Source organism: Planctellipticum variicoloris (genome assembly GCF_030622045.1).
Classification (GTDB): Bacteria; Planctomycetota; Planctomycetia; order Planctomycetales; family Planctomycetaceae; genus Planctellipticum; species Planctellipticum variicoloris.
In genome coordinates, this window is record NZ_CP130886.1 from 5777840 (window position 1) to 5804351 (window position 26512).

Annotated in this window: 21 protein-coding genes; 7 read left to right on the forward strand and 14 right to left on the reverse strand. The window is 65.0% G+C overall.

Annotated elements, in window-relative coordinates; all coding sequences use genetic code 11:
* Positions 1-14: 14 nt before the first annotated feature.
* The 3 genes from SH412_RS22505 to SH412_RS22510 form a co-directional block, all read right to left on the reverse strand.
* Positions 15-908 (reverse strand): DUF58 domain-containing protein, encoded by an 894-nt coding sequence (locus SH412_RS22505; RefSeq protein ID WP_336520276.1) that lies wholly within the window; start codon positions 906-908, stop codon positions 15-17.
* Positions 909-1206: 298 nt separating this feature from the next.
* A complete protein-coding gene (locus SH412_RS28680) occupies positions 1207-1377 on the reverse strand; it encodes a GxxExxY protein (protein WP_419555748.1) in 171 nt (56 codons plus the stop codon).
* Positions 1378-1478: 101 nt separating this feature from the next.
* Complete coding sequence (locus tag SH412_RS22510; RefSeq protein ID WP_336520277.1) at positions 1479-3581, reverse strand: hypothetical protein; 2103 nt, start codon at positions 3579-3581, stop codon at positions 1479-1481.
* A gap of 227 nt (positions 3582-3808) precedes the next feature.
* Between SH412_RS22510 and pyrE the strand changes: the two genes are divergently transcribed.
* Entirely contained in the window at positions 3809-4363 is a 555-nt protein-coding gene (gene pyrE, locus SH412_RS22515; protein ID WP_336520278.1) for an orotate phosphoribosyltransferase, read from the forward strand.
* Positions 4364-4419: 56 nt separating this feature from the next.
* Entirely contained in the window at positions 4420-5706 is a 1287-nt protein-coding gene (locus SH412_RS22520; RefSeq protein WP_336520279.1) for an FAD-dependent oxidoreductase, read from the forward strand.
* Between the two features lie 102 nt (positions 5707-5808).
* On the opposite strand, the gene SH412_RS22525 is transcribed toward SH412_RS22520, so the two are convergent.
* From SH412_RS22525 to SH412_RS22545, 5 genes are all read right to left on the reverse strand, one after another.
* Positions 5809-7794: a redoxin domain-containing protein gene (locus SH412_RS22525; RefSeq protein WP_336520280.1), complete on the reverse strand. Its 1986-nt coding sequence runs from the start codon at positions 7792-7794 to the stop codon at positions 5809-5811.
* Positions 7795-8077: 283 nt separating this feature from the next.
* On the reverse strand, positions 8078-8314 hold the full coding sequence (gene yidD / locus SH412_RS22530; RefSeq protein ID WP_419555749.1) for a membrane protein insertion efficiency factor YidD: 237 nt from the start codon (positions 8312-8314) through the stop codon (positions 8078-8080).
* Complete coding sequence (gene rnpA, locus SH412_RS22535; protein ID WP_336520281.1) at positions 8311-8700, reverse strand: ribonuclease P protein component; 390 nt, start codon at positions 8698-8700, stop codon at positions 8311-8313. The genes yidD and rnpA overlap by 4 nt, the downstream gene beginning before the upstream one ends.
* 1 nt (position 8701) lies before the next feature.
* The gene (locus SH412_RS22540) at positions 8702-9106 is read right to left on the reverse strand and encodes a hypothetical protein (RefSeq protein WP_336520282.1); all 405 of its coding nucleotides are present in this window, start codon (positions 9104-9106) and stop codon (positions 8702-8704) included.
* Between the two features lie 68 nt (positions 9107-9174).
* Positions 9175-10110, reverse strand: a complete 936-nt coding sequence (locus SH412_RS22545; protein WP_336520283.1) for a DnaJ C-terminal domain-containing protein — start codon at positions 10108-10110, stop codon at positions 9175-9177.
* A 278-nt stretch (positions 10111-10388) separates the two neighbouring features.
* Here SH412_RS22545 and SH412_RS22550 point away from each other — a divergent pair, with 278 nt between their 5' ends.
* On the forward strand, positions 10389-12950 hold the full coding sequence (locus tag SH412_RS22550; RefSeq protein ID WP_336520284.1) for a CehA/McbA family metallohydrolase: 2562 nt from the start codon (positions 10389-10391) through the stop codon (positions 12948-12950).
* Between the two features lie 192 nt (positions 12951-13142).
* A complete protein-coding gene (locus SH412_RS22555) occupies positions 13143-13265 on the forward strand; it encodes a hypothetical protein (RefSeq protein ID WP_336520285.1) in 123 nt (40 codons plus the stop codon).
* Between the two features lie 690 nt (positions 13266-13955).
* On the opposite strand, the gene lnt is transcribed toward SH412_RS22555, so the two are convergent.
* The 4 genes from lnt to SH412_RS22575 all read right to left on the reverse strand — a co-directional run bounded on the left by lnt (position 13956) and on the right by SH412_RS22575 (position 18690).
* Positions 13956-15800: an apolipoprotein N-acyltransferase gene (gene lnt / locus SH412_RS22560; protein WP_336520286.1), complete on the reverse strand. Its 1845-nt coding sequence runs from the start codon at positions 15798-15800 to the stop codon at positions 13956-13958.
* Positions 15801-15831: 31 nt separating this feature from the next.
* Positions 15832-16329 carry a hypothetical protein gene (locus tag SH412_RS22565; protein WP_336520287.1) on the reverse strand — a complete coding sequence of 166 codons (498 nt, stop codon included), beginning with the start codon at positions 16327-16329 and terminating at the stop codon, positions 15832-15834.
* A gap of 39 nt (positions 16330-16368) precedes the next feature.
* Entirely contained in the window at positions 16369-17583 is a 1215-nt protein-coding gene (locus SH412_RS22570) for a molybdopterin molybdotransferase MoeA (RefSeq protein ID WP_336520288.1), read from the reverse strand.
* 102 nt (positions 17584-17685) lie between these two features.
* The gene (locus tag SH412_RS22575) at positions 17686-18690 is read right to left on the reverse strand and encodes a cytochrome-c peroxidase (RefSeq protein WP_336520289.1); all 1005 of its coding nucleotides are present in this window, start codon (positions 18688-18690) and stop codon (positions 17686-17688) included.
* A gap of 459 nt (positions 18691-19149) precedes the next feature.
* Between SH412_RS22575 and SH412_RS22580 the strand changes: the two genes are divergently transcribed.
* The 3 genes from SH412_RS22580 (at position 19150) to SH412_RS22590 (ending at position 25045) form a co-directional block, all read left to right on the forward strand.
* Positions 19150-20565 (forward strand): 3' terminal RNA ribose 2'-O-methyltransferase Hen1, encoded by a 1416-nt coding sequence (locus SH412_RS22580; protein ID WP_336520290.1) that lies wholly within the window; start codon positions 19150-19152, stop codon positions 20563-20565.
* A gap of 129 nt (positions 20566-20694) precedes the next feature.
* Positions 20695-23298, forward strand: a complete 2604-nt coding sequence (locus SH412_RS22585) for a polynucleotide kinase-phosphatase (RefSeq protein ID WP_336520291.1) — start codon at positions 20695-20697, stop codon at positions 23296-23298.
* 289 nt (positions 23299-23587) lie between these two features.
* Positions 23588-25045, forward strand: a complete 1458-nt coding sequence (locus SH412_RS22590; protein ID WP_336520292.1) for a vanadium-dependent haloperoxidase — start codon at positions 23588-23590, stop codon at positions 25043-25045.
* 3 nt (positions 25046-25048) lie between these two features.
* Here the strand turns inward: SH412_RS22590 and SH412_RS22595 are convergent, their stop codons facing one another.
* The gene (locus SH412_RS22595; protein WP_336520293.1) at positions 25049-25891 is read right to left on the reverse strand and encodes a hypothetical protein; all 843 of its coding nucleotides are present in this window, start codon (positions 25889-25891) and stop codon (positions 25049-25051) included.
* Positions 25842-26507 (reverse strand): hypothetical protein, encoded by a 666-nt coding sequence (locus SH412_RS22600; protein WP_336520294.1) that lies wholly within the window; start codon positions 26505-26507, stop codon positions 25842-25844. The genes SH412_RS22595 and SH412_RS22600 overlap by 50 nt, the downstream gene beginning before the upstream one ends.
* Between the last annotated feature and the right edge of the window lie 5 nt (positions 26508-26512).

Below are 26512 nucleotides of genomic sequence, written 5' to 3' on the forward strand. Positions count from 1 at the left end.
GCGGAATCGATCGATCAACTCACCCAGCCGCGACGGCGGAGAGTGTCGAACAGGACGGTATCAATCGGCGTCGACGAATCGATGGTCAGGCAGCGGCCATTCCGTTGACGGCAGACCTGTGCGAGGTATTCCTGCAGGTCCGTCAGGTGCTGATGATACAGCCCGAGCAGTTCGCCGGCGGAAGTAATGTCGAGCGTCTGGGAGGTTTCCGAATCGACGAACCGGAGGTCGCCGTTCAGATCGGGATGGAGCTCCTCGGGGGCCAGAATCTGCACGGCGAACGTTTCCAGCCCCGCGCTGAACAGATGATTGAACGGCCGATCGAGGGCGCCGAATGTCAGGAAGTCCGACAACAGGATGGCGATGCCCCGGCCGCGATGCTGCTTCAGGACTTCGCTGACCGCCAGATCGATCGGGAAATCGCCGCCCGGTTCGAGGCGTTCGAGGAATTCGAGCACCCGCCGGAGGCTGGGCCGGCCGGTGGTCGGGGGCAGCATCTGCAGCGCCCGGCCCTGCTGATTGCAGGAGAAGATGCTGACCCGTTCGAGGTTCATCAGCCCCATGATGCTGAACGACGCCGCGAGCTGCCGGGCCCGTTCGAACTTGCTGCCGAAGAGCATCGACGAGGAGGCGTCGAGGAGCACGACGACGTGCATTTCCTCTTCGTGACGGTAGAGCTTGAGATAGGGCCGGTTGAGCCGGGAGAAGATGTTCCAGTCGACGTACCGCATATCGTCGCCGGCGACGTAATCGCGGTAGTCGTTGAATTCGGTGCTGGTCCCCCCCTTCCCGGCCAGGTGCTCCCCCCGGCTGCGGTTGGTGAGCCGGCGCAACGGCGTCAGCCGCATCCGTTCCACACGGGCGAGGGTCGAGTTTTCGAGCAGCGAGGTGAATTGTGCGGTAGCCATGAACGAAAGACTTCTCGCAGAGACGCAGAGGAAGTGGAGTTCGCAGAGAAAAGCAAGAGGGCAATCTAGAGAAGACAATGTGTCAAATCGGAAGACCGTTGACTACGCGAACGATTCCATCCTTCAGCAGATCGACATGGAAATGGATTGAAAGACCAAGTTGCAGGCCGCTGAGTTTCAGGCAAGTATTGAAGCTGGTGGCGTTGGACGGGTCCCAGATTTTCGACGGCATTGACTTCGACGACGACCTTATCCTCGACGATTCAGTCCCGCTTCGAAGGCATTTTCAATCAGCAGCTCATCGTAACGAATCTGCAATGCGTTGTTTCGAATCAACTGAAAGCCCGCGAGACGTCAACTCGTGCAGGAGCAACCGATGATACACTGATTCAAACAGTCCAGGTTCCAGCATCCTATGCACCTTCATCGCCGCGTCAGCAATGATTCCGGAAAGCTCATTCTCCCGCATTGGTCACCTCCCAAATCGATCACCCCTCTTTTGCCAGCTTCCTTCCGTCTTCTCTGCGAACTCCTCTTCGCTCCGCGTCTTTGCGAGAAATCTTCACTCCTCTACGGAGCTGGCTGCTTGCGTTCCCGGCGGAGCCGCTGGCGTTCGAGGCGGTCGGCTTGCCGTTGTTCGGGAGTCTTCGCCGCGTCGGCTGCAATCCGGTCGAACACGGCCTGCGGGATCGCCCCTTTGACGTTGTCCGGCAGCAGGTTCTTCAACAGCCCCGCCCCGGCGGGCTGCGGCGCAGGTGCCGGCGGTGGAGCCGGGGCCGGCGCTTCCGCCGCCGCCCCGATCACCGCGTTCACCCCCGGGGCGGCTTCCTGCACGATCCCTCGGTCGGCGGGGAAGTCCCAATCCGAACCGGACGTCAGCCAGGCCTGCAGCAGCAGGACTGGAATCGACGAGAGGGGATTGCGCACTTCCATGACGAAGCCGCCGGTTTCCCCGCGCGTGACGACGCCGCGCGTCGGCGCGACGTAGGGGAGGACGGCGGCCGCCGAGGGGATCCGGCCGATCGGGAAGAGCGAGTTCCCGGCGTACATCTGTTCGAGGGATTTGCTTTCGGCGAGCTCCGGCAGTCGCGCCCAGACCCCTTTCACCAGCGCGGGAGAGTCAATCTCCAGCAGGCCGACGGCTCCCTCCGGCAGCGTGTGATCCGCCTGGAAATGAGCCGCATAGGTCGGCCCGTCGGGCCGGGCCGCGTGTCTCAGTTGGGCCTTGAGCGCCAGCGGATGCTGGGCCACGTACAAGCGCCGGTCGGTCAGGCAGACGCACGGCGTCGCGGTGCTGGCGCCGTCCAGCCGACGGAAGACATACAGCGTCTGATCCAGAAAAGTCTCGGTCTCCAGGCGGTAGAGTCCCTCGGAGGCCGCTTCGTCGAACGCCTGCTCCAGGACTTCCGTCAGCCGGCCATACACGTCACGCGCGTGCTCCGGCTCGCGGACCGGGATCGAAAGAATCGCCCCATTGCCCGTCCAGCCTCCGAGCGACGGTGCGGTATGAACCACCCACACATCCCCGAAGGCTTTCAGGAGCTGATCCTGGATGAAGAATCCGAGTTCGACTTCGACGCCTTTGATCGCCTGATCGTAAAGCGGAACCATGAACGGGGCCGACTTCTGCAGCGATGACCGGATTCCGGCGTGCAACCGGCTGAAACTGAGACTTCCGGCCAGGACCAGATCGGCGTCGGCGGGGACGTGGGCGAAGTGTTCCGGCCGCAACGCCTCTCCAGCCCCGAACGCCAGGACGCCGTCCAGCGGACCGGTCGTCGCCAGCAGCCCCTGCTGCACGACCCGGCCCTCGACGACGCTCGTCGCCAGCAGCGCAAAGTCGAGACCGTCCAGCCCGACCGTGCGGGCGGTGTTGTAGGCTAGTTGCCCCTGCAGACCGATGAACCGCGGAATCGCCGTCACGACTTCTTTCACGTCAATGAACGCAAAGCTCACCGGCTGCCCGATCGTCGGATGCGCCAGAGCAGCCTGCAGTCGCGAGCGCCCCACATTGGGCGGCGCCGCGAGGCGATCGGCCATCTCCGTCGCAACGGCCGGCCCCAGCCCCAGCAGCAGTCGGTCGCCCACCCGTCGAACAGATAGCGACAGACCCGGCAGTTCCGGATTCCACACAAAATCCTCAAGCCCGTTCGGAACTTGCGCTCCCGGCAGCCGGCCCAACAGCGGCTGCAGATCGGCGAGAATCGCCTCGATCTCCGGCCCCGCATTGACGGCAATTCCCGCCCGGAGCCTCAAGAACGGTCGGACGTGCGCGGGCGCCTGGTCCGCATTCTCGATCGACTCGCCCACCGCCACGAAGATGCAGCCCGGACGGGTCGCCAGCTTCAGCGTCAGCCGTTCGATCTGCCGCCGCAGTTCCGCCTGTTCCTCGGGAAGATCGGCCTGTTCCTGCAACCGGGCGAGTTCCTGGCGGATCGCGTCCAGGAACAGGACGACTTCCGGATCGGCGGCGAATCCCGCAACGCCCGGCCCCCCCGGCTGCCCGGTTCCGGTGGCCGACCATGCCGCGCAGGCCACGACGCGGTCGGGCAGCACGCGCAACAGCTCCGGATCCGATTCGCCGGGAGGCAGCCCCGTCCAGGCGCCGCTCAGCAGGGTCAGGAGCGTCAGCCAGAAGGCGGACGGGTCGAATGTCGATTGCAGCTCCATCATCGTTTTCGCCTTTTCCAAGCGCCGGCCCGTTCCGTGAGTTCTCTGTTTATCGTAGTCCATCCAAAGTCCGGTTCACCAGCCGGAGCGTCGTTCTGCCCGATCGCAGTCGGGCGACAAGCTTCAGTTCCCGCTGCGGTCCCGGTAAGATCGTCCGAACGAAAAAGTGGCCGTCCGACCGCATCCCGGCCCCGCGCCGAGGCTTCGTAGAATCCAGGGAATTTCCGCGCATGTACGACCGGCAGCAGTTGATCCGTCTGTTTCACGAGCGGGCCTTGAAGTTCGGCGATTTCACCCTCGCGTCGGGGAAGAAGTCGACCTACTACCTCGACGGCAAGCAGATTTCGCTCCACTCCGCGGGGCTGCGCCTGGTCAGCTTCGGTCTGCTGGAGTTGCTGAAGGATGTCGACTACGCCGCCATTGGCGGCATGTCGATCGGGGCCGACCCGATCGTCGGCGGCGTTCTGACCGCGGCCGGGGAACTCGATCGCAAGCTAGACGGTTTCCTTGTCCGCAAAGAGGCCAAAGGGCACGGCACGAATCGCTACGTCGAAGGCCCCGTGCAGCCCGGCAGCAAGGTGGTCGTCATCGATGATGTCGTGACCACCGGCGGCAGCGCGCTGCTCGCCGTCGACCGCATCCTGGAATTTGGCTGCCAGGTCGTTTGCGTCGTCGGCATCGTCGACCGCAAAGAGGGGGGGGCTGCAAATTTCGCCGCGCGGGGACTGCCATTTCGCGCGCTGCTGTCGATTGAAGACTTCGGCATTCAGCCTCCCACGGTCTGATTTCCGCCGATGGTGCGATCGGGGTCGCTGAAGTTCGACAGTGCGGGGAAAGCGGCATGTCGCAAGCGTTGCCCGGGTCCCCCTCGTCGCCGGACGACATTCCCGAGATTGAGTTTCGCGCGGCGGACGACGATCTGCTCGACGAGCCGCCGGCCATTGCCGTCGAAGACCTGCAGTCCGCCCTGCCGATCGCTGAAGTCCCGGCCCGCCCTGATCAATGGCTGCTGCTGGGAGCCGGACACGCTCACCTGCAGATCGTGCGGTGGTGGGGTCGGCGACCGATTCCCGGCGTGCAACTGGTCCTGGTTTCGGCATTCGACCGGGCGACTTACAGCGGAATGCTCCCCGGCGTCCTGTCCGGTCAGTTTCCTCCCGACGCTCTGCAGATCGACCTGCCGGCGCTCTGCGCGAAGCAGGGCGTCTCGCTGATTGTCGATCGGGCCGTGGCGCTCGATTCAAAACAGCGGATCGTCCGGCTGGCCCATCACCCGGAGCTGCACTTCGATCTGGCCTCGATCAACATCGGCAGCGTTCCCGCCGACGAACGTCTCTGGCAGACGCATCGGACGCTGGTCAGCGTCAAGCCGTTGCCGACATTCCTGCAGCGGTTCGACGCGCGGCTGCAGGAACTGCTGTCGCAATATCGCATGGCGCCGGGGCCGGAGCTGCTGCAGATCGCCATCGTCGGCGGCGGCGCTGCGGGAGTTGAACTGGCTCTCTGCCTGTCGGAACGGATTCGCAAGGAGTCGCTCCCGATTCAACTCCGGATCGTCGATCGCGGATCCGACATCCTGTCGGGCTATGCTCCGCGAACGGTGCGCAAGGCGAGAGAGCTGCTGTTCCGCCGGGGAATTGCGATCCGGTCCCGATCGCATGTGGTGGCGTGCGACGAGGATCTCGCGCCGGAGCTGGTTCTGGAGGAAGGGGGCCGGGTGCGCGTCGATCTGGTCCTCTGGGCCGCGGGGGCCGCCCCGCCGACCGCTCTCAAGAACTACGACCTTCCCCGGTCCGACCGGGGCTTTCTGTCGATTCGCCCGACGCTCCAGACGACCGGGGACGACCCGGTGTTTGTTGTGGGGGACGCGGCGGACTGGCCGGGGCGCCCGCTGCCCAAGGCCGGCGTCTATGCGGTTCGCCAGGCCAGCGTGTTGTGGGAGAACCTGCGGCGCTGGCAGTCGGGCGAGGAGCTGATCGAATACCGGCCGCAGCAGAAGTTCCTGGCGCTGCTCAATTGCGGCGACGGCACCGCACTCATGGAGTGGAACGGCTGGACCTTCCACAGTCGCTGGGCCTGGCGGCTCAAACGCTGGATCGACCTGGAATTCGTCCGCCAGTTCCGCTGAGTCGTTGAAGCCCCCACAGGTGCGTCGAGTCGTCGCCACGGGAAGAACGCGACGCAGTCGATGACATCCAGCCGTGTCACCCGCGAAGACTGAGAACAACGACTACTGCTTGGGTTTCGTGGCGGCTCGCAGGGCTTTCAGGCCGGTGGCGAGCTCGTCGGGCGTTAAGGACCCGGATTTGTCGGCATCGAGCTGGTCGAAGAAAACGCGCTGGCGTTCCGGGAGCTCTTCGCGTTCGATCAGGCCGTTGTCGTTGCGGTCGAGTCGGGCCAGGAGCTCTTTGGCGATGTCTGCCGGATTCCCGTTCCGAACGCGTTGAGCGAGCTGGCCGAGTTCGACGGTGGACGATTGCGACCGCGGGATGGCGACGTCGAAGTAGCCGAGGAGCATTTCTTCCCAGGATTGATCGCCCCACGTGACCGTTGCCGACGGGTCGGGATTGGCCAGGTTGTTCGGCGAGTTGTCGAATGCGGCGAACCCCTGAATCTTCGCTCCCTTGGGGATGACCAGCTCGTCGGCGAGGGCGTAGGCCGTCTGCCAGTTGAAGTCATAGTGGGGGACGTCGAGCAGCGTTTCCTTGCGGCCGTCCGGCAGCGTCATCTCGTAGCGGAAGGACTTGCCGCGCAGGTGCATGTGGGGCGAGAGGGAGAGGAGCCGGAGGTCGGTCGGAGCGGTGATCACATTGCTGGGGAACTGCTGATTGTCCTCCTGCGGCTTGATGGTGAAGCGCGTGTTGACGACGCTGACCGTGGTGACTTCCTGAGTGACTTTGGCGGGATCGGCGAAGATCAGGCCGATCTTTGTGATGTCTTCCTGGGCGGTCCCGTTGGGGGTGTAATGCATCTGGAAGACCAGCTTGGCGCCGGCGGGAACCCGTTTCGCCATGCCCTCGGGATAGGGTTTCTGGCGGAGCCCGGGGACGTAGGCGCCGAGGAAGCCGCGTTCGCCGTTGAAGCGTTCGCCGGCCCCGGCGGCGAAGACGATCGTGTGGTGGACGACAGCCCGGTTGCCGGGGACGATCTCCATCGCCTGGATCCATTTCTCCTCGGTAAAGCCGGTTTCAACGGTGAAGTGCTGATAGCGAACTTCTCCTTCGGCAGGGACCTTGAAGGCGGTCTCGGCCATAGGGATGACCAGATCCGGCTCGCGAGTGAGCTGCCAGCCTGCGGTGTACGTCTTTGGAGCGGGCAATTGCTTCCGATCCCCTTCGGGAGCGCCGGCGTCGACCCAGTCGCGGAGAAGTTGCAGTTCCTCCGGCGCGAGGACGCGTGCGTTGGCAAACTTGCCGTGGTCGGGCGAGGCGTGCCAGGGGGGCATGCGACGCTGTTCGGTGACTTCGAGGATCATGTCGGCCCAGCCGGCGACTTCGTCGTAGTCGGTCAGGCTGAACGGGCCGATTTCGTTCGGACGGTGGCAGTCGACGCAGTGGGCCTGCAGCAGGCGGGAAATCTGGTTGCTGTAGGTCACGGTTGCGTCGGTCTGGGGCTGACGGACTTTGCCGATCAGGCAACCGACCGCTTCGGTTTCGGCGACGGAGACCGGCTGGCCGGCGAGAACTTCGCGAACGGCTTCCAGCAGGTCGGATCGCGTCGGTTCGGTTCGCTGACGACCGCCCACGGCATACTGATCGTCGATGCGGCCGTGGTAACGGACCACCCGGTCGTGATCGAGGACGAAGGCTTCCGGCGTCCGGCGGGCGCCGAGCTGATCGGCGACCTTGTTCTGCAGGTCTTTCAGCACCGGAACCGTGAGGCCGAGCTTACGAACCTGAGCGCCGATCTCAGTCAGATTGTCCTGTTGATTGGCGTCGAGGGCGATGACCGCCACCCCCTGGTCGGCCAGTTCGGTCGACAGCTTCTGCAGCCGGGCAGCGTAGAGCTGCACCAGCGGGCATTCCGTCCCCGTGAAGACGACGACCAGGACGGGCTTGTCGGCGAAGTCCTGCAGCGTCCATTCGCGTCCGCGATGATCCTTGAGGGCCAGCTCGGACAGCTTTCGCCCCAAAACCGGGGACTGGTCGGCGGCGGTTCCCGCGGAGACCAGCGACAACAGAGCGCAGACGGTCCAGAATATTCGCAAGCGAGACATCCGGGCGATCCTCGTGGAACTGAAATCGTGGGGGCTGGGCGCACGCGCGCCGTCGTCCATTTCCTACCCGCGATCGAAGGTCGCGGTTTCAGGATGTCGCCGAATGATACAGGGAGTTCTCCCGGCGACCAGATGAATACTGCGAGAAGAATCCGGTGCGTCGATTCGCGGCACGCAGACGCGAATAGCAATCGACACAAGACGCGTTCAATAAACGCGTTACGTCCTCACTCGACTTCGAATGCTGTCCCGGAATGCAGGGGCTGCGGGAAGTTCAGGCGTGTCACGGGGGATCGTAGCCTCCCGGGTGGTAAGGGTGGCAACGACAGATGCGTCGCACCCCTTTCCAGCTACCGCGGATGGCGCCGTATTTCTGGACGGCCTCGATCATGTACTGGCTGCAGCTCGGCGTAAATCGGCAGTTGGCGCCGAGCATGGGGCCGATGAAGAGCTGATAGAACCGGACCACGCCGATAATCGCCCGGCCCGGCAGGCGGATGACCCAGCGCAGTGCGTTCACGACGGAGCCCCTTCCGCGGGAGGAGCTTCGGCGGCTTCCAGCCGGCGAAGGAGCTTCCGGCAGAGCCGGGTGAGCGACTCGATGTACGCTGGCAGGGAGGCCCGGTCCTTCGCCAAAGGAATGGCCACCAGATCAAGTCCGGCCGGCAGACGTTCGCTGGACAGGCGAAAGGCTTCCCTGAGCAGCCGCTTGAGCCGGTTGCGGACGACTGCGTTGCCGTGCTTCCGGGAGACGCTGAGGCCGATCCGGGTTTCCGCTTGGGGACTGCGATCGATGAAGACGAGGAGCACGCCATCGGCCGCTTTGCATTTGCGGTCATAGACGCGACGGAAGTCGGCTCCGCGGCGCAGGTGGGCGGTCGGCGGAAATGGGAAGCGGATGGTCACTTCAGGTCCCCGTCGGTCCGGAGTCGGGCGGCAAATGGTCGCTCCGTTCGGGGAGCGATGGGCGGACAGGGGGCTTTTCGGGCTTCAGGAACCAGAATTCGTTCTTGAGCGGTTTCGGTCCGGGCGAGTTTCGCAGGATTCGGCGAAGACGCTTGCCCCAGATCAGGATGGCCGCCAGCCCGGCGACGCCCAGCACGACAATGCCCGCGACCGCCGAGAGGGCCGCCTGGGCTTTACGTCGTTTCTCCTTTTCCTCCGGGCTCAGGACCTCAGGAACGGGGGAGGCGACCGTCTCGGCGGAGACGGAATCGGCAGTCGATGCCGGCGCGGCGTCCTGCCCGAAGGAGATGGTTGTCGCACCAAACAGCAGAATTAGCGGCAGCAGGCCGCGCAGGGAGACTGGCATGCATTCTTCCTGAAACAAAGGGAACAGAGGTGAGAATGCCCGCCAGACAGGAATTTGTGAATGCGACTCTACCACAACCCGGCGCGGGGTGAGGGGTCGAGCGGCTGCAGCGATTCGTAGAGTGTTTTCTGCTCGGGACTCAGCTCTTTGGGAACGGCGATTTTCACGACGACGAACTGGTCGCCGGTCTGATGCGACTGGGGATCGACGATGCCCTTGCCCCGCAGCCGGAGTTTCATTCCGCTGGAAGTGCCGGGCGGAACCGTCAGGGTGACTTTGCCTTCGGTCAACGTCGGGACTTCGACCTTCGTTCCGAGCGCGGCCTCGGCAGGCGTCAGGGGGACATCCAGCAACAGGTTATTCCCTTCCCGGCGGAACCAGGCGTGCGGCTGAATCTGGATTGTCAGCAGCAGGTCACCCGGCGGGCCGCCGCGGAAGGAGGGTTCTCCCTGACCGGCGAGCCGCATCACTCCGCCATCGGCGATTCCGGCCGGGATTTTGACGCCGAGCGTTTCGATCTTTCCGCCGCGATCGAGCCGGATGTCCTGCGATCCGCCGCGGGCGGCGATTTCGAACGGGACTTTCAGCGTTGCGCGGATGTCCTCGCCTTTTGGAGGGGCTCGACGGGCGCCGCGCGGCCCCCCCCGGCCGCCGCCGAACATGTCTCCCAGATCGACGCCGCCGAAGAGTTCCTGAAAGTCAAAGCCGCCGGCGCCGGGTCCCGGACCGCCGCCGGGCCAGGGCTGTCCGTGAGGGGCGCCGCCTCCCATCTTGTCCATCTGGGCGAAGTTCGGTCCGAAGCGGTCGTACTTTTTGCGTTTTTCCTCGTCGCCGAGGACGTCGTGAGCTTCCTGGATTTCCTGGAAGCGCTTCGCCGCCTCCGGATCGTCCTTTTTGGCATCGGGATGGTAGGTCCGCGAGAGCTTGCGATAGGCCTTGCGGATTTCGTCGGCGGTGGCGCTCTTCGTCAGACCGAGCACCTCATAGTAGTCGGACGAGGCCATGCGGCAGTCTCAAATCTGAGGGTGGGAATCAGCGGGCAGTGGTCGGGAAGGGAAACGCAGGCCCGACCGGCCGGTTCGCCCGGCGGCTGCGTCACACGATTTTAGGACCGTTCCGGAATGCGGACAAGCAGCTCCCGAACTCCACGGGAGACCTTTCGGACGACTCCGATGAACTTTCTGCGAATCCCCTCGGCGAACCTTCCACCCTGCCAGGAATCCCGGCACAATTCAGACTTCCGGCACAGATCAACCAATCCTGATTCGACGGAGCGGCCCCGATGTCCCTCTCCCCCCGTTCTCGCACGGCAATTGTGGGCGTACTGACGGCGTCAGCTCTGACGCTGACGGTTGGATTTGGCACGTGGCAACCGGGGGCGGGTACTGTCCAAGTGGGACGCCTGACCGAAGCGAACTGGGAAGATCTGGTTCCGGAAGGGAAAGAGGTCGACGCGATCTACGGCGATTACGTGCTGCAGAATCGCCATCTGACGGCAGTTGTCGCCGACCCGGTGGCGACGCGGAACGCGAACATGACCACCCGCGACGTGGCCGGGGCGCTGATCGATCTGGCGGTGCGCGGCTCGGACGGCGATCAGCTCGGGGCGTTCTGGCCCGGTCGGAAGGTGTTTCCGTATCGCAAGGCAACAGTGGTGAGCGACGGCCCGGAATCGGCCTCGGTCGAAGTCGTCGCCGAGGGGGCGGAGGGCCGCCCAACAGTCGCGACGACCTATTCGCTCGGGGCCCAGGACGCGTTTCTGACGGTGAGATCGACCTACTCGAACTCGACCGAGAAGCCGCTGGAGGTGGCGCTCGAGGACGACTTTCGCGCGGACGGCCAGAAGGAAGACATGGTCCGGTCCCCCAACGGAACCGCGGACCGGTTCTGGCTGCACGACCGCTACTGGGGCCAGGCGTACGGACTCGACGCCCCGGAACACAAGCTGCAGCTCAACAGCGACGCGCGGATCACGAAGATCGCCTACGAAGCGGCTGATGGTCAAACGAAGGTCACGCTCGCTCCCGGCAAGTCCTGCACGCTGGTCCGCAGGGTCTATCCGGGACGCAATACGCTCGACGTGCAGGCCGTCTTCGCGGCGACGACGGCGAAGGCCGTGCATCCGTTTGGCTTCAGTATTCGCGACGGACTCGGACGTCCCGTCGCGAAAGCGCTGATTGAGCTTCGCCAGGGAGACTCGGTCTATGGCTGGGCGAAAAGTAATCATCAGGGGACGATTTCGACGGTCATGCCGGCGGGCAGCTATACGGCGACGATTTCCGCGTTCGGCCGAGTTCTGTGGGACAACCGGCCTCTCCAATTGGATTCGCGAAAGGAGCTCACGGTCATCGAACTGGCCGACTTTCAACCGGGTGAGATCCAGGCGGCGATCACGGACGCCGAGGGACAGGCGATTCCCTGCAAGGTCGAACTGCAGCCGCTCGACGAGAACGCGGTGCTCGACTTCGGACCGGTGACGGCGGAGTTCGCGTTGAAGAATCTCTGCTATACCGCCAACGGGAAATTCCAGCAGGCGGTGCCGGCCGGTCGCTACCGGGCGATCATCAGCCGCGGTCCGGAGTACGACGCGGTCTTCACGGAGCTGACGGTTCCGCCCGGCAAGGCGGTGCCGTTGACGGCGAAGCTCGTCCGGAGTGTGGCGACGCCGGGTTGGGTCAGCAGCGACTTCCACAGCCACTCCAGCCCCTCGGGGGACAACACCGGCAGCCAGCTCGGTCGGGTGCTGAACCTCGTGTGCGAGCATATCGAGTTCGCTCCCTGTACGGAGCACAACCGCATCAGCACGTATCAGCCGCACATCGCCCGGCTCGGCATCCAGCCGTTCCTGGCCAGCGTGGAAGGGATGGAGCTGACCGGTTCGCCGCTGCCTCTCAATCACCAGAACGCCTTCCCGCTGATCCGGAACCCACGGATGCAGGACGGGGGCGGGCCGACCACGGAAACGGATATCGAGAAGCAGCTCGAAAAACTCGCCCTATGGGACAACCGGAGCGAGAAGCTGGTGCAGCAGAACCATCCCGATCTGGGGTGGCTGGTCTACGACCGGGATGGCGACGGCAAACCCGACGCCGACGGTCCCCGGACCTTCCCCTTCACCGACGTCGTCGAAATTCATCCGATTCAGAACGCTTTGACGCTCGACGAGACGATGCGCGGCGAGGGGGAAAAGACCTTTCACAACACCATCTTCCGCTGGCTGCAGATGCTGAATCAGGGATATCGGATCTATGGTGTGGTGAATACCGACGCCCACTACAACGACCACGGTTCGGGGTGGCTGCGGAACTGGATTCAGTCGTCGACCGATGATCCAGCGGCGATCAAGGCGATGGAGATGGTGAAGGCCGCCGAGCAGGGGCGGCTGGTCATGTCAAACGGTCCGTACCTGGAAGCGACCGCGACCGCCGGGGGGAAGACAGTTGTCTCCGGGCAGGATCTGACAGCCGCGGACGGCAAGATCCGGCTGCACATTCGCGTGCAGACTCCGAACTGGCACGACGTGGATCGGGTGTTTGTGCTGGTCAACGGCCGGCGGATTCCCGAAGCGACGTTCACACGCGCCGAGCGGCCGGATGTCTTCCGCAGTGGCGCGCTGAAATTCGATCAGACCGTCGACCTGGCGCTGAAGGGGGACGCCCACGTGATCGTCGTCACCGGCCATAAGGACGGGCAGCTCGGCCCGGTGCTGGGACCCGGCGAAGGGAAGACGCCTCCTGCGGCCATGACGAATCCGATCTTTGTGGACGTCGACGGGGGCGGCTTCAAGCCGAACGGCGACACGCTGGACCTGCCGCTGCCGGTGAAGTTTGTGGCGAAGAAGTAGAGCGCGCCTGGCCGCATTTCGCAATTCCGCCGCTCAGATCGATCGACGAGGAGGCCCAGCGGAAAAACGCACAGGCCCCGTTCGCCCCGTCGAAAGGAGGCGCGCCGACGATCGCCCGGTGGCGGGAACGGATGGGGACGGCCGCCGGCCAGGCGATCTAACGGTTGCGATCGAGCCTGACGGAGTCCCCCAATGCGGGGGCTGCGGCAGTTCGTCGTCCGGGGCCTGGCGAAGGTGCAAGCGGCGATGCAGTGGCAGGTGCTGGCGTTCAACTTCACGCGTCTGCAGTCGCTCGGCTGGCTGGCCCGGCTGTGACCGGGGGAAGGGAGACTGGCCAAGGGGCCTGACCGGACCCGCAAGAGACTGACGGAAGCCGCGGTCTCAGAGGCCACAGACCTCCGCGACAGCGGCGACGTCCCGACGCCGAGACTTCGCCCGGAGGGTCCGCTCCGTTACGGTTGGCGGGAAAGAATCACAGGCTCGGAGGGAGCGCCGGACTGGTTTCACGTCTCCAAGCATGTGTTGGAAGCGGCCCGCACCGTTGCTCCTGATGCACCGGAGGTGTGGCCTCATGCGGAGCTGGGCCAGTGACACGACGGCGGCGGAACGGCACTGCAGACCTGGCTGGAATCTCAACGACGCGGACTGCGCGGCGCACGACGGACGGCCGCCGACGAGTTGCCGGGATATGTTCGCAGCAAGACCCACCTGATGGACTATCCGCGCTGCCGCGTGCAGGGCTGGGCGATCTGTACGAGGATGATGGAAGCGACCTGCAAATAACGGGTGGGGGTGCGGCTGCAGGGTCCGGGGATGCACTGGACAGTAGCAGGAGCAGTCGCCATCACGACTCTCCGGGGCACCGAACTCAACGGCGACTGGCACGAAACCAGGAGAACGCTCCTGCTGGCCACCTGATCTCCGCCAATTGGCGACTGCACCCGGGCTGGCAAGACAGTCTATGAATCTCTGTTGTCCCGCGTCTTCAATTGAAGACGGCCGGCCCTACACGGCCTTCCGCCGGAGAAACCACGGAGCAATTCCCCCCATCGCCGCGAGGACGACGCACATGCCGCACAGGGTGGCGAACCAGTCGCCGTAGCGGACGTAAAGGCTCCGGCGGTTGTCGAGCGGGACAGTGTGAACCAGGGCGGCGTCGAGCTCCTTGTGCCAGCGGCCGGTCTTCGGATCGCGGGAGGTCGTCCGGCCTTTCTTATCGCCGTCGATGAAGACGTCGGGTTCGAGGATTGCGCCGTCGCCGTCGATGATCGCCGAGATCCCCGTATTCACTGCGCGGGCGACCGGGGTCCGGCATTCGACGGCGCGGAAGGCCGCGGTGATCAGGTGCTGGTCGAGCTCGCTCGAACCGTGGAACCAGCCGTCGTTGGTCAGGTTGACCAGGACGTCGATCTGCTCGCCGTGGTCGCCGTTGGAGCCCGCCGAGATGATTCCGCGGACGAGGTGGGGGACAGTGTCTTCAAAACAGATGACCGGGGCCAGCCGCCAGTCTCGGTACTTGAAAACGGCCGCCTGCGTGCCGGCGTGCAAACCGAAATCGGGCGGATAGGGGGTCAAATGCTGCAGCCAGGGGACCGTGTCCTGCAGGGGGAGATATTCGCCGAAGGGGACGAGGTGCATCTTGTCGTAGCGGCCGGCGATGCCGGTGTCCGGTCGGATCAGCACCGCCGAGTTGAGCTGTTCGACACGGGATTTTTCCAGGGCGACCGCCTGGAGACCGATGATCATCGCGGCGCCGGCTTTCTGGGCGTCGCCGACGAGCGTCCGGCGGACGGTATCGTCGCGCCAGAGTTCGGGCGGCACCTGCGGCGCTAGGTCTTGAAGCTGTTCGTCAGTGAGGCTGGCAGGGGCTTCGAAGAGCGGCCAGCGGAACATGGTTTCGGGCCAGATGATGATGTCGGGCTGTTCGCGGACCGCCAGTCCGGTCAGTCGGGTGTGCGTGAGGTAGACCTTGCCGCTTTCGTCGTGATTGGTTCGGAGCGAGGCGACGAAATTCCCCTGGATCAGAGCCACGCGGGGGCCCGGCTGGAAATCGGCCTGATGCCGCCGGACGACGCCGTAGCCCAGCGTGCCGAAGAATGCGGCGGCGACCATGCCGACCTGCCAGGCGGGGCGACGGAACCAGGGGGGCGGGACGGTGGTGGTCTGCTCATTGGCGGGGACCAGCCGGAGTTTTTGCAGCCAGGCGAACGGAATCAGAACCGCAATACCGGCGGAACTGGCGGCGACGATCAAGCTGACGCCGTAAGCGCCGACGAGATCGCTGATCTGAATCAGCTCCAGCCAGCGATACTGCGAGTGTCCCAGGTAGTACCAGGAGAAGCCAGTGAGGAGGTGCGCCCGGAAGAATTCGAGTCCGACCCAGAGGAGCGGAGCCGCGATCACCAGCGGCACGCCGGCCCGGTAGACCGCCACACGGGTCAGCCAGACAAACGCGGGGAGGTAGGCGGCCAGATAGAGCGCCAGCGCGATCCACGCGATGTACATGGTCGGATCGCCGAGTCGCATCCACTGCAGCGTGGCGAGCTGTGAGACGGCGGCTGCGAGATAGAGTCCGCGGTACATCCGGCGGGTGCGGTGCGGCACCCGGACCAGCAGCAGGACGGGGACGAGGGCGACCCAGGCCAGCGAGCTGGCGTTGACCGGCGTGAAGCAGGCCCAGAGGAGCAGTCCCGTCAGGCCGGCCATCGCCCAGCCCGCCAGTTGCTGTCCCTGCTCGGGAACGGGCTGCTGCGCGATCCGCGCCTTCGCGATGATGTCGCGGACGGTCGGTTCGCCCGTCGCGGGACGGGGCGGGGCGGCGGGTTCGGCGGTCATGGTGGCTGGTGACATGGGACTCCCTCCCTGGAGTCGAGGACAGCGTTCAGCGTGATTCGATTCCGGACGCGGCGGTGGTCGGCGCTGCGGTGACATCCTGGAACAGGGGGTCGATGTTGCCATCCCAGGTCATCCCGATCATCCGCCATTCATTGCGCGGGCGATGCAGAGTAAATCTCCAGATGATGGCCCCTCCTTCGCGATGCTCGAGATAGATCAATCGCAGGTAGGATCGACCAATCACCTGGGCCTTCAAGAACTCGACATTGTCGACGCTGGGACCCAGTGCGCCCCGGAGCAGTCCGCGACTTTCCGCAACCTTCTGCAGGTTCTTCAGCCGCTGTTCTTCGTTCCAGCCGGCACGTTCTGCGAGAGCATCGACAAACCCGGGGACATCGTCTTTGCTGATCGCCTCCATCGCGGCATCGGTCATTGCTCGAAGTGTTGCGATCGATTCCGCGGGGACGTCTTCCGACTGCAGGGGACTGGCGGCGAACAGACTGACGGCCAGGGCCAGCCCAAGGAAGTAACGGTAGTGCCGCATCGTGTCTGCCCTCCCTGCCCTTACCGATGAATCCGCCTGTCAGTCCCAGCTCAACACATCCATGACGTCGCCGGTGCGATAAGTTCGTTCGATCGCCGGCAGGCACGCCATGGCGTTGGCGTCCACGGTGGCCCGAAGGTCCGAGGAGCCTTGCCAGGAGACGAGCGCCACCCGCGGTCCTCCCGCCGTCCACGTCAACCGGGCCGGATGGTACGTCGGTCGGTCGCCGCGGAAGGTGTACTCCCCTTCAAACACCGCCGAAACCGGTTGCGGCTCCGCCGGCGAAATGCCCATCAGCCGGCGGATGGCCGACCGGACGAACAGTTCGAAGCAGACCATACTACTGACGGGATTTCCCGGCAAGCCGAATACGTAGCAGGCGTTACGGCTGATGTCCCCCTGCCGGACGCCGAACCAGAGGGGCTTGCCGGGCTTCATCGCCACGCCGTGAAAGACTTCCTCAACCCCCGCCGCCGTCAGTTCGGACGGCACCAGATCCAGCTTTCCGGCGGAGACGCCTCCCGAGAGAACCAGGATGTCGGCGGTCAGGCCGTCGAGAATTTTCGCTCCCAGCTCGGCTCGGACATCGCGGGCAATCCCGAGAGTCCGGGAGGCGCAGCCAGACTGGGCGGCCTGGGCGACCAGCATTGTTTCATTCGAGTTGCGAATCTGCCCAGGGCCGGGGGTCTGGTCGACCGGAACAAGTTCGTCACCGGTAGCGAGGACCGCGAGCGTCGGCCGTCGGCGGACGGGAACCTGCGGCCAGCCTAGTTCCGCGAGGGCCGCCAGTTGCGGCGGCCGGAGAACGACTCCGGCGGCGAGAACCCGATCCCCGGAGCGCATCGCGGAGCCCTGCCGGCTGATGTTGACCCCGTCCTGCAGCGGACGGGCGGCGATGACGACCTCGTCCCCCTCCAGTCGAGTGTCTTCAATTTTGACGACGCAATCGGCCCCGACGGGGAGCGGTGCGCCGGTCATGATCTGAATCGCCTCGCCCGGCCCGACCGGCAACGCGGCGACCTGGCCGGCGGTAATCTGCTCCACAACCCGCAGCCGCCCGGCCCCGTCCGGCAGATCGGCCGAGCGAACGGCGAAGCCATCCATCAGCGCCTTGTCGAACGGAGGCGAGTCGATCCGGCTGTCGACGTTTTCGGCAAGCGCCAGTCCCTGAACGGCGGCGAGGGGGAGGGATTCAGCCGGGAACGGAGCGACCGTGGCCAGGACGCGTTCGAGAGCAGTGGCGACGGTGTGCATGGGAATCACCTGAGGTCTGGAAACGCGAGGAGCGGACGTCGCGCAGGCGAGTCCGCTCCCGGCCTCTACGAAGAGGCGTTGAAATGGCGGGCAGAGCCCGCCCTACGGGAGTTCCGGGGCCTTGTGGTCCGGGTATTCGGTGCTGGCGAGGCCGTCCTTCATGAAGGCGACCAGGTCGGCTTTGTCCTGTTCGCTGAGCTTGAGGGGGAAGATTTCTTCGTCGAGGAAATCGTTCGGCACGCCCCCCTTGTTGTAGTGCTCGACGACTTCTTCGAGAGTCTTCATGCTGCCGTCGTGCATGTAAGGGCCGGTGCGGGCGATGTCGCGCAGGGTCGGCGTCTTGAACGCCCCCTTGTCGCCGGCCAGCTTGCTGATGCTGACGCGGCCTTCGTCCTCGCCGGGCAGGCCGATGTTGTGGAAGGCGTTGTCCGTGAAGCTTGGGCCGGCATGGCAGGCGCTGCAATGGGCCTTGCCGAAGAAGAGCTTCATGCCGCGGAGGGCGCTTTCGGACAGGGCGTCCTGTTTGCCGGCCTTGTACTGGTCGTACGGCGCGTTCCCCGAGAGGATTGTCCGCTCGTAGGCCGCGATCGCCTTGGCGATTCCGTCAGCGGTCACGTCGGTGCCGAAGACCTTCTGGAACTGCGTCTTGTAGCCTTCGATCTTGTTGAGCTTTCCGACGACCTCGTCGAGGCTCATTTTCATTTCGATCGGGTTCTGCACCGGCCCCAGGGCCTGCTCTTCGAGGGTCTTCGCCCGTCCGTCCCAGAAGTGGAATGTGTGGAAGGCGGAATTGAGAATCGTCGGCGAATTACGGCCCCCCTTCAGTCCCCCGACGCCGGTCGCGACGGCTTCGCCGTTGCTGAAGCCCTTCGCCGGGTCGTGGCACGAGGCGCAGGAGATCGTGTCGTCCGCCGAGAGCCGCTTGTCGAAATAGAGCTGCATGCCGAGGGCAATCTTTTCCTCGGTCGGCAGATTGTCCTTGGGATGAACGATCGCCGGCAATCCGAGCGGTTCAGCGGCGGAAAGGCTGGCGCCGGCGGCCAGACCGCCTGCCAGCAGGGCCAGCGCGGAGGGAGCGAACATTCGGAGCACGGGCGAGACCTTCATATCGGGAATCCTCTTTCGATCGGCCAGCGGCATTCGTGAGGAAGTGCCTGCGCGGCAAAACACCCCGCATCACAACGAGGAACTCCGGCCGCGGAGGTGTCGCAACTCCAGACCGCGGAATGAGTTCCCTGAGCGGGCATTCTTTCACTCCAGGCAAAGCGCGCCAAGGAAGCGGTTGTGAGAGTTGCGAGAAGTTTCTCCCGGCCGCCCGGTCGAGGCGGCGGCATCTGTCCGTGATCCTCGGACTCGTCGGACGCGAAAGCCGTTCTCCGGAGGGCTCCGACGGTCTGGCGAACCCCGCCGCTGGACGATGTGTCACTCACGGTCTGCAGGTAGTCCAGGAGCGGAACGGGATTCCGCTCCTGGTCGCCGAATCCGACGCGAGTTCGATCTGCCGATGAAAGACGACTACAGTCAATTCCTGCAGGGACTGCTGGATGAGGATCGAGGCGCTGCGACATGCTGTTGACGATTTCAACGACCCACGCACCGGCGACGGACCTGGGCTACCTGCTCCACAAGCACCCCGAGCGGGTTCAAAGCTTTGAACTGAGCTTCGGGCAGGCCCACGTCTACTATCCCGAAGTCTCCGAGGGACGCACAACCGCTGCGCTGCTGCTGGACGTCGATCCCGTCGGCCTGGTGCGCGGGAAGCAGCGCCAGCAGGACTCGCTGCTGGCGCATTACGTCAACGACCGGCCCTACGTCGCCTCGTCGTTTCTGAGCGTCGCCATCGCGCAGGTGTTCGGCACGGCTCTGTCCGGCCGCTGCAAGGACCGTGCGGAACTGGCCGCCACCCCCATTCCCCTGACGGTCGGAATCGACGTCCTCCCCGTCCGCGGCGACGGCTTCGTGCAGCGTCTGTTCGAGCCGCTGGGCTACGCCGTCACGGCCGTCCGGCATCCGCTCGACGAAACATTTCCCGAATGGGGCGAGAGTCCATACTACTCGGTGACCATCACCGGTACGAAAACGCTGTCGGAACTGCTGTCGCACCTTTACGTGCTGGTCCCGGTCTTCGACAACGGAAAGCACTACTTCGTCGGGGACGACGAAGTCGACAAATTGCTGGAGAACGGAGCCGGGTGGCTGCCGTCCCACCCCGAAAAGGACCAGATCACCCGACGCTACCTGCGCCACCGCTCGAATCTCTATCGAGACGCACTCGCCCGGCTGGTCGAGGAGGAACAACTCGACGCGATCCCTGAAGAACTGGCCGCCGAGGAACCGGAAGACGCGATCGAGCCGTCCGTCAGTCTGCACGAGCAGCGGCACGCCGTCGTCCTGGCGACGTTGCGCGGCTGCGGCGCCCGCAGCGTGCTGGACCTCGGGTGCGGCGAAGGCAAGCTGCTGCGGGATCTGCTGGCGGATCGTCAGTTCGAGCGGATCGCGGGGCTCGACGTCTCGATTCGCTCGCTCGAAATCGCTCACCGACGGCTGCGGCTCGATTCGCTCCCGGATCGCCAGCAAGAGCGGATCTCGCTCCTGCACGGCTCGCTGATCTATCGGGACGAGCGGTTGAATGGCTTCGACGCCGCCTCGCTGGTCGAAGTCATCGAGCACCTCGACCCGCCCCGGCTGGCGGCGCTGGAACGAGTGCTGTTCGAGTTCGCCCGCCCGGCGACGGTCGTCGTGACCACACCCAATCGGGAGTACAACGTCGTCTGGGAAACGCTCCCGGCGGGACAACTGCGCCACGGCGATCATCGGTTCGAATGGACTCGCGAGGAGTTCCAGGACTGGTCTCGGCGCATCGCAGACCGATTCGGGTATGCAGTGCGGTTTGCGCCGATCGGCGCGGAGCATCGCGAGTACGGGCCACCGACGCAGATGGCGGTTTATCGGAGAGACGCTGGTCTCGACCAGCAAGCATAACGGCGGGTGGCCGGGGCAGGAGCGTCTTCGCGATGCCCCGGTCTTTCTCGCGGCCCCAGGACCGGGACTTCTCTTCGGTCCCGCCCCGGCCACTCGACACATCGTAGGCTCCGAGCAAGCAGGCAACCTGTGAATATCTCGATCCCCAAACTCTCCCTCGTCGTTCTGATTGGCGCCAGCGGCTCAGGAAAGAGCACGTTCGCGCGTACGCACTTCCTGCCGAGCGAAGTCCTGTCGTCGGACTACTGCCGAGGGCTCGTGAGCGACGACGAGAACGATCAGGCCGCCACCAGCGACGCCTTCGATGTCCTGCACTATGTCGCGGGCAAGCGACTGGCGCGCGGACGCCTGACCGTCGTGGACGCCACGAACGTGCAGCCCGAAGCGCGAGCGCCGCTGGTCGCACTCGCCCGCAAGTTCCACTGCCTGCCGGTGGCCATTGTGCTGAATCTTCCCGAAGAGATCTGCCAGTCGCGAAATCGGGACCGGGCGGACCGCGCCTTCGGCCCGCACGTCATCCGCCAGCAGCGGTCGCAGCTCCGCCGGGCTCTCAAGGGACTCCGGCGGGAAGGCTTCCGGCACGTCTTCGTGCTCGACAGTCTGGCGGAGATCGACGCCGCCACCGTCCAGCGGGTTCCCCTCTGGAATGACCGATCCCACGAGCACGGACCGTTCGACATCATCGGCGACGTTCACGGCTGCTGCGACGAGCTCGAACTGCTGCTCGCCGTACTTGGCTACGGACGGACGGATGTCTCGGACGCCGATCCGGGCTGGTCGAACGTCGGTTACTCTCACCCCGCAGGCCGGAAGGCCGTGTTCGTCGGCGATCTCGTCGACCGCGGCCCCCGCGTGCTCGACGTCCTGCGCATCGTCCGCAGCATGGTGCAGTCCGGTTCGGCCCTGTGCGTCCCCGGCAATCACGACATGAAGCTGCTCAAGAAACTGAGCGGTCGCGACGTGCAGATTACGCACGGACTGGCCGAGACGCTCGCCGAGATCGACGCCTTGCCGGACGACGTCCGCGGACCGTTCTGCAAGTCGCTGGCGGAGTTTCTCGACGGACTCGTCAGTCACTACGTGCTCGATGACGGCAAGCTGGTCGTCGCCCACGCCGGGCTCAAGGAGTCGATGCATGGCCGCGGGTCGGGCAAGGTGCGGGACTTCGCCCTCTACGGGGAAACGACAGGAGAAACCGACGAATTCGGACTTCCCGTCCGGCACATCTGGGCCGCGGAGTACCGCGGCGCCGCAACAGTCGTCTTCGGCCACACGCCGGTCCCCGAACCCGAGTGGCTCAATCGGACAATCAACATCGATACCGGCTGCGTCTTCGGCGGAAAGCTGACGGCGTTGCGGTATCCCGAGCGCGAACTCGTCTCCGTCCCGGCCCGGCGGACGTACTGCGAGCCCGTGCGGCCGTTCCTTTCCTTGGAGCAGCAGGCGTCCCCGCTCACCGCCCAGCAGCTTCACGATGACGTGCTCGACGCGGCCGATGTCCTCGGCAAGCGAATCGTCTCGACCCGGCTGCAGCATAACGTCACGATCCGCGAGGAGAACGCCGTCGCCGCTCTGGAAGTCATGAGCCGATTCGCCGCCAACCCGAAGTGGCTGATCCACCTGCCGCCGACAATGTCTCCCTGCGAAACATCGATACTGCCGGGGCTGCTGGAGCACCCGTCCGAGGCGTTTGCCTACTACCGTAACCAGGGGATTCCGCAGGTCGTCTGCGAAGCCAAGCACATGGGTTCCCGGGCGGTCGTCGTCGTCTGCCGGGACGAGGAGTCGGCCCGCGCGCGTTTCGGCGTCGTCGAGAACGAACTCGGGATCGTCTACACCCGCACTGGCCGCCGGTTCTTCAACGACCCCGACCTGGAGCGCCGCTGCCTGACGCGCATCCGCGACGCCATGACCGCCGCAGACTTCTGGGAGAGTTTTCACACTTCGTGGGCCTGCCTCGACTGCGAACTGCTGCCGTGGTCGGCCAAGGCGCAGGAACTGCTGCGCACGCAGTACGCCGCGGTCGGCGCAGCCGGACGTGCCGCGCTGCCGCGGGTCGTCGAGACTCTCGCGACTGCCGCGCAGCGCCTGTCGGGCGAGGCCGCGGAGCGGGCCGCCGCATTGCACGAACGCTTCGTCGGCCGGCGGGAGCGGGTCGACCAGTTTATCGCCGCGTACCGGCAGTACTGCTGGCCGGTGGAGTCGCTGGATGACCTGAAGCTGGCGCCGTTTCACCTCCTGGCCACGGAAGGCAAGGTCCACACTGCACAGAATCACGTCTGGCACATGGAGACGCTGGCAAAGCTCTGCGAGCGCGATCCGCAGTTGTTGCTTGCCACGCCGTACACGCTGGTTGAAGTCACGGATCCGGCCAGCGAGGCGGCTGGCGTTGCCTGGTGGGAGAACCTGACGGCTCGAGGCGGCGAAGGGATGGTCGTCAAACCGCTCGACTTCATCGTGCGCGGCAGAAAGGGGCTGGTTCAGCCGGCCGTCAAATGCCGCGGCCGGGAGTATCTGCGGATCATATACGGCCCGGACTACACTGCCGAAGAAAACCTGACGCGACTTCGCAGCCGCGGTCTCGGAGCCAAGCGCTCGCTGGCGCTGCGCGAGTTTGCGCTGGGCGTCGAAGCTCTCGAACGCTTCGTCCGGCACGAGCCGTTGCGCCGGGTCCACGAGTGCGTCTTCGGCGTGCTGGCTCTGGAGAGCGAGCCGGTCGATCCGCGGTTGTGAACGAGTTCGTGGTCACCCGATTGTCCAGACGGTCGACACGCGGCGGGGGCCGGCGTGGACGGCGACATCCGCGAGGTCTCTTCCATCCACCAATTCCGCCCATACCGCCGTGTTCACCCCCCGCGAAGTACGCCTGTGGTATCACCGCAACGCGGCCCGTTTCCCGAAATCACCACATGCCGCCAATCAGCAAACTCGACTTGAATCCCCCATTTTACCGTATTACCGTATCGCCTCACGAATCCAGACAGTTGGCGGGAATCACGGCAAACGGGGGAACGCGATGCGGATGCAGATCGAGACGGCGGGACTGGTCTTGGCAGCGATTCTGACGCTCGGCGCCGCCGCGTCCGCCGGTGACGACCGGGGAGGGCGATCGCCCGATCCGCGGAATCGCGACTCCATTCTCGACTGGAACGCCGTCGCCTGCGAAGCGGTCGCCATCGACCACACCGGCACCTTCGGTCCCGCCGAGCAAGGGGGACCGACGCGGGCCAGCCGCGCCATGGCCATCGTTCACGCGGCCATGTACGACGCCGCCAACGCCGTCGACCCGATCGCGGAGCCCTACCTCTTTCGCGGTCGCGGCGACGATGATGCCTCGCTCGACGCCGCCGTCGCGACGGCCGCGCGCGACACCCTGGTCGCCATGTACCCCAGCCAGCAATCGCTGTTCGACCTTGCGCTCGACGGCTACCTCCAGCCGATCAAGGCCAAGAACGCCCGCAAGCGCGGCGTCGCCATCGGCCGCGCCGTTGCACGCAACATCCTGCAGCGGCGCGAAAACGACGGCGCCGACGACATGATGATGTACTACTCGACCGGCGAGCCGGGAAATCACGCCGAAGATCCGCTCAACCCCATGCAGGGCTTCCTGTCGCCCATGTGGGGCGAGGTCACGCCGTTCGTTCTCGACCGCGGTTTCCGCTACGTCTCCCCCCTGCCCCCGGCCCTCGACAGCCCCGAATACGCCGCCGCCTTCGACGACGTCAAACGGCTCGGCGGCGACGGCATCACGACTCCGACGGAGCGGACCGAGGAGCAGACGGAAATCGGCCTGTTCTGGGCCTACGACGGCCCAAAACGGATCGGCGTGCCACCGCGGATGTACAACCAGATCGTGCGGACGATTGCGCTTCAGGAACGCAACTCGGAACTGGAAAACGCCCGACTCTTCGCCCTGGTGAATCTGGCGATGGCCGACGCCGGCATTTATTGTTGGGATGTGAAGTACGACGACGTCCTCTGGCGCCCGGTCCTGGGAATTCGCCGGGCCGACGAGGACGACAACCCTGCCACCAGCGCCGATCCCGACTGGTCCCCCCTGGGCGCCCCCGCCAGCAACCAGAGCGGCAGCAATTTCACGCCGCCATTTCCCGCCTATACGTCGGGGCACGCCACGTTCGGCGGCGCGGTCTTCCGGACGCTCGAACGCTTCTATCGCCGCGACAATCTGGAATTCACGTTCGTCTCGGACGAAATGAACGGCGTAACGACCGACTGGTCGGGCCAGGTCGTCCGTCCGCTCCGCCCGCGGACTTTCCAGCGACTCAGCGACGCGGCCATTGAAAATGCCCGCAGCCGGATCTACCTGGGGGTCCACTGGCAGTTCGATGCCGACGAAGGTCTGAGGTCGGGCTACGCGATCGCCGACTACGTGTTCGAAACCGCATTGCGGACGAAACGGGGCCACGGTCATGATCATGACAGAGATCACGACCGTGATGGTGACCGCGGACGTCGTTAGCCGTCACTCCTCCGGCACATCGCCGAAGCTGACGTCGTCGCCGCGACCACCATCGTCCTGGCCGTTCGTCCCGACGCCATACAACAAAAACGTCCCCCGCTCGGCATTCAGCATATAACGAATCGGCCCTTCTCCGAACGGATCGGCCGGGATGCTCTCCAGCAGCTCCGGCACGAGCGTGTTGAGGCTGTCAGGGTACGCGCCATGCACGGACTCGTACTCGGCGAAGGCGTAACCGACGATTGTGAGTCGGGCACTGAGCTGAGCGCGGACTTCCGCCAGCAACGTCGTTTCGCCGAGTGCGAGGCCTGAGATCAGAAGCTCCATGTGGTCGGCGAAGGATTCTCCATCGTTCAGCCCAAGATCCTTCCAGAAGGACGTTTTCGCGGGAGCACGCGCCTTGATCCGTCCGCTGATCGCGGCAAGCTCCGCACGCTGGGCCGCCAGCGTGTCTCGCCGCATGGCGGCCACGACTTTGTCGCAGTCCGCGTTGTAGCGGCGAAGCCACCCATTCGCATCAACGTACCCGGCCAGCCAATTCGCCTCCCGCAGGAGACCCTGCGCCATATCGAGGCTGATGTAGCGCTCGCCCCGATCGAACAGGTCCACGATCGATGGCAGCGGAGGCAGCGCCGCGAGTTTCTGCCGCTGTCGGCGTATCTGCTCCACGGTGAGCTGGCCGGAGCGCATGATCGCAAGATCGCCTGCGGCTGCTGTCATGTCCATGGCGCATGAGGTCAGCCAGCAGATCAGCGTCGGCCGTCTGCTGGAGAGACGGGCTTGCCGATGCAGCGTCTCAACATCTTGAATTGCCCCGTCGATATTCTGCTCGCCGAGACGCAACATGGCGCGCCGCCAGCGCCCGGGCAATCTCACGCAGTTCGCGATTGATGTCGACGAAGAATCCGGACAACAGCCCTCCCTGAGACGAGGCCACTCGTGGCAGATAGAACTGCGAGCGCTGACTCGCCAGCCGGCAGAGTTCCAGCGGCCGTTCGTTGGATGCCAGCCACGTAGCGACTTCGGGGAAGTCGGCGGCCTGCCAAGGTTCAGAATAGACCTTGTGAAGAGATTGTTCGACCAGTTCTCGTCGCTTCTGATCAACGATGAGACTCGGGCCCCATGACTGAAGGTAATCCCCGTCCTCATCAAGCGGAGAGATCCCCAGTTCCTCATAGAACGCCGGCCGCAATTCCCGAGAGATCAATTTCGGACCAATCGCTCCGACCAGAAACACGGCGGCGTTGTTCTCCCAGGTGACCCCCTCCGAGTAAATCGCAGCCAATGCCGCGGCATAGTCAATCGAACCATCCGGGCGCAACGGTCCGGTAATGACAGTCGTCTCCGGTCCGGGAACGAGCGGGCGCGGGCGCAACGGATAGGCGACGCAAGTCAGCGCCAGACCAACGACGACCCACGCCCAGCGTCGAACCTTGCGCTGCGGTACGATGGGATCTGCCATGTCGA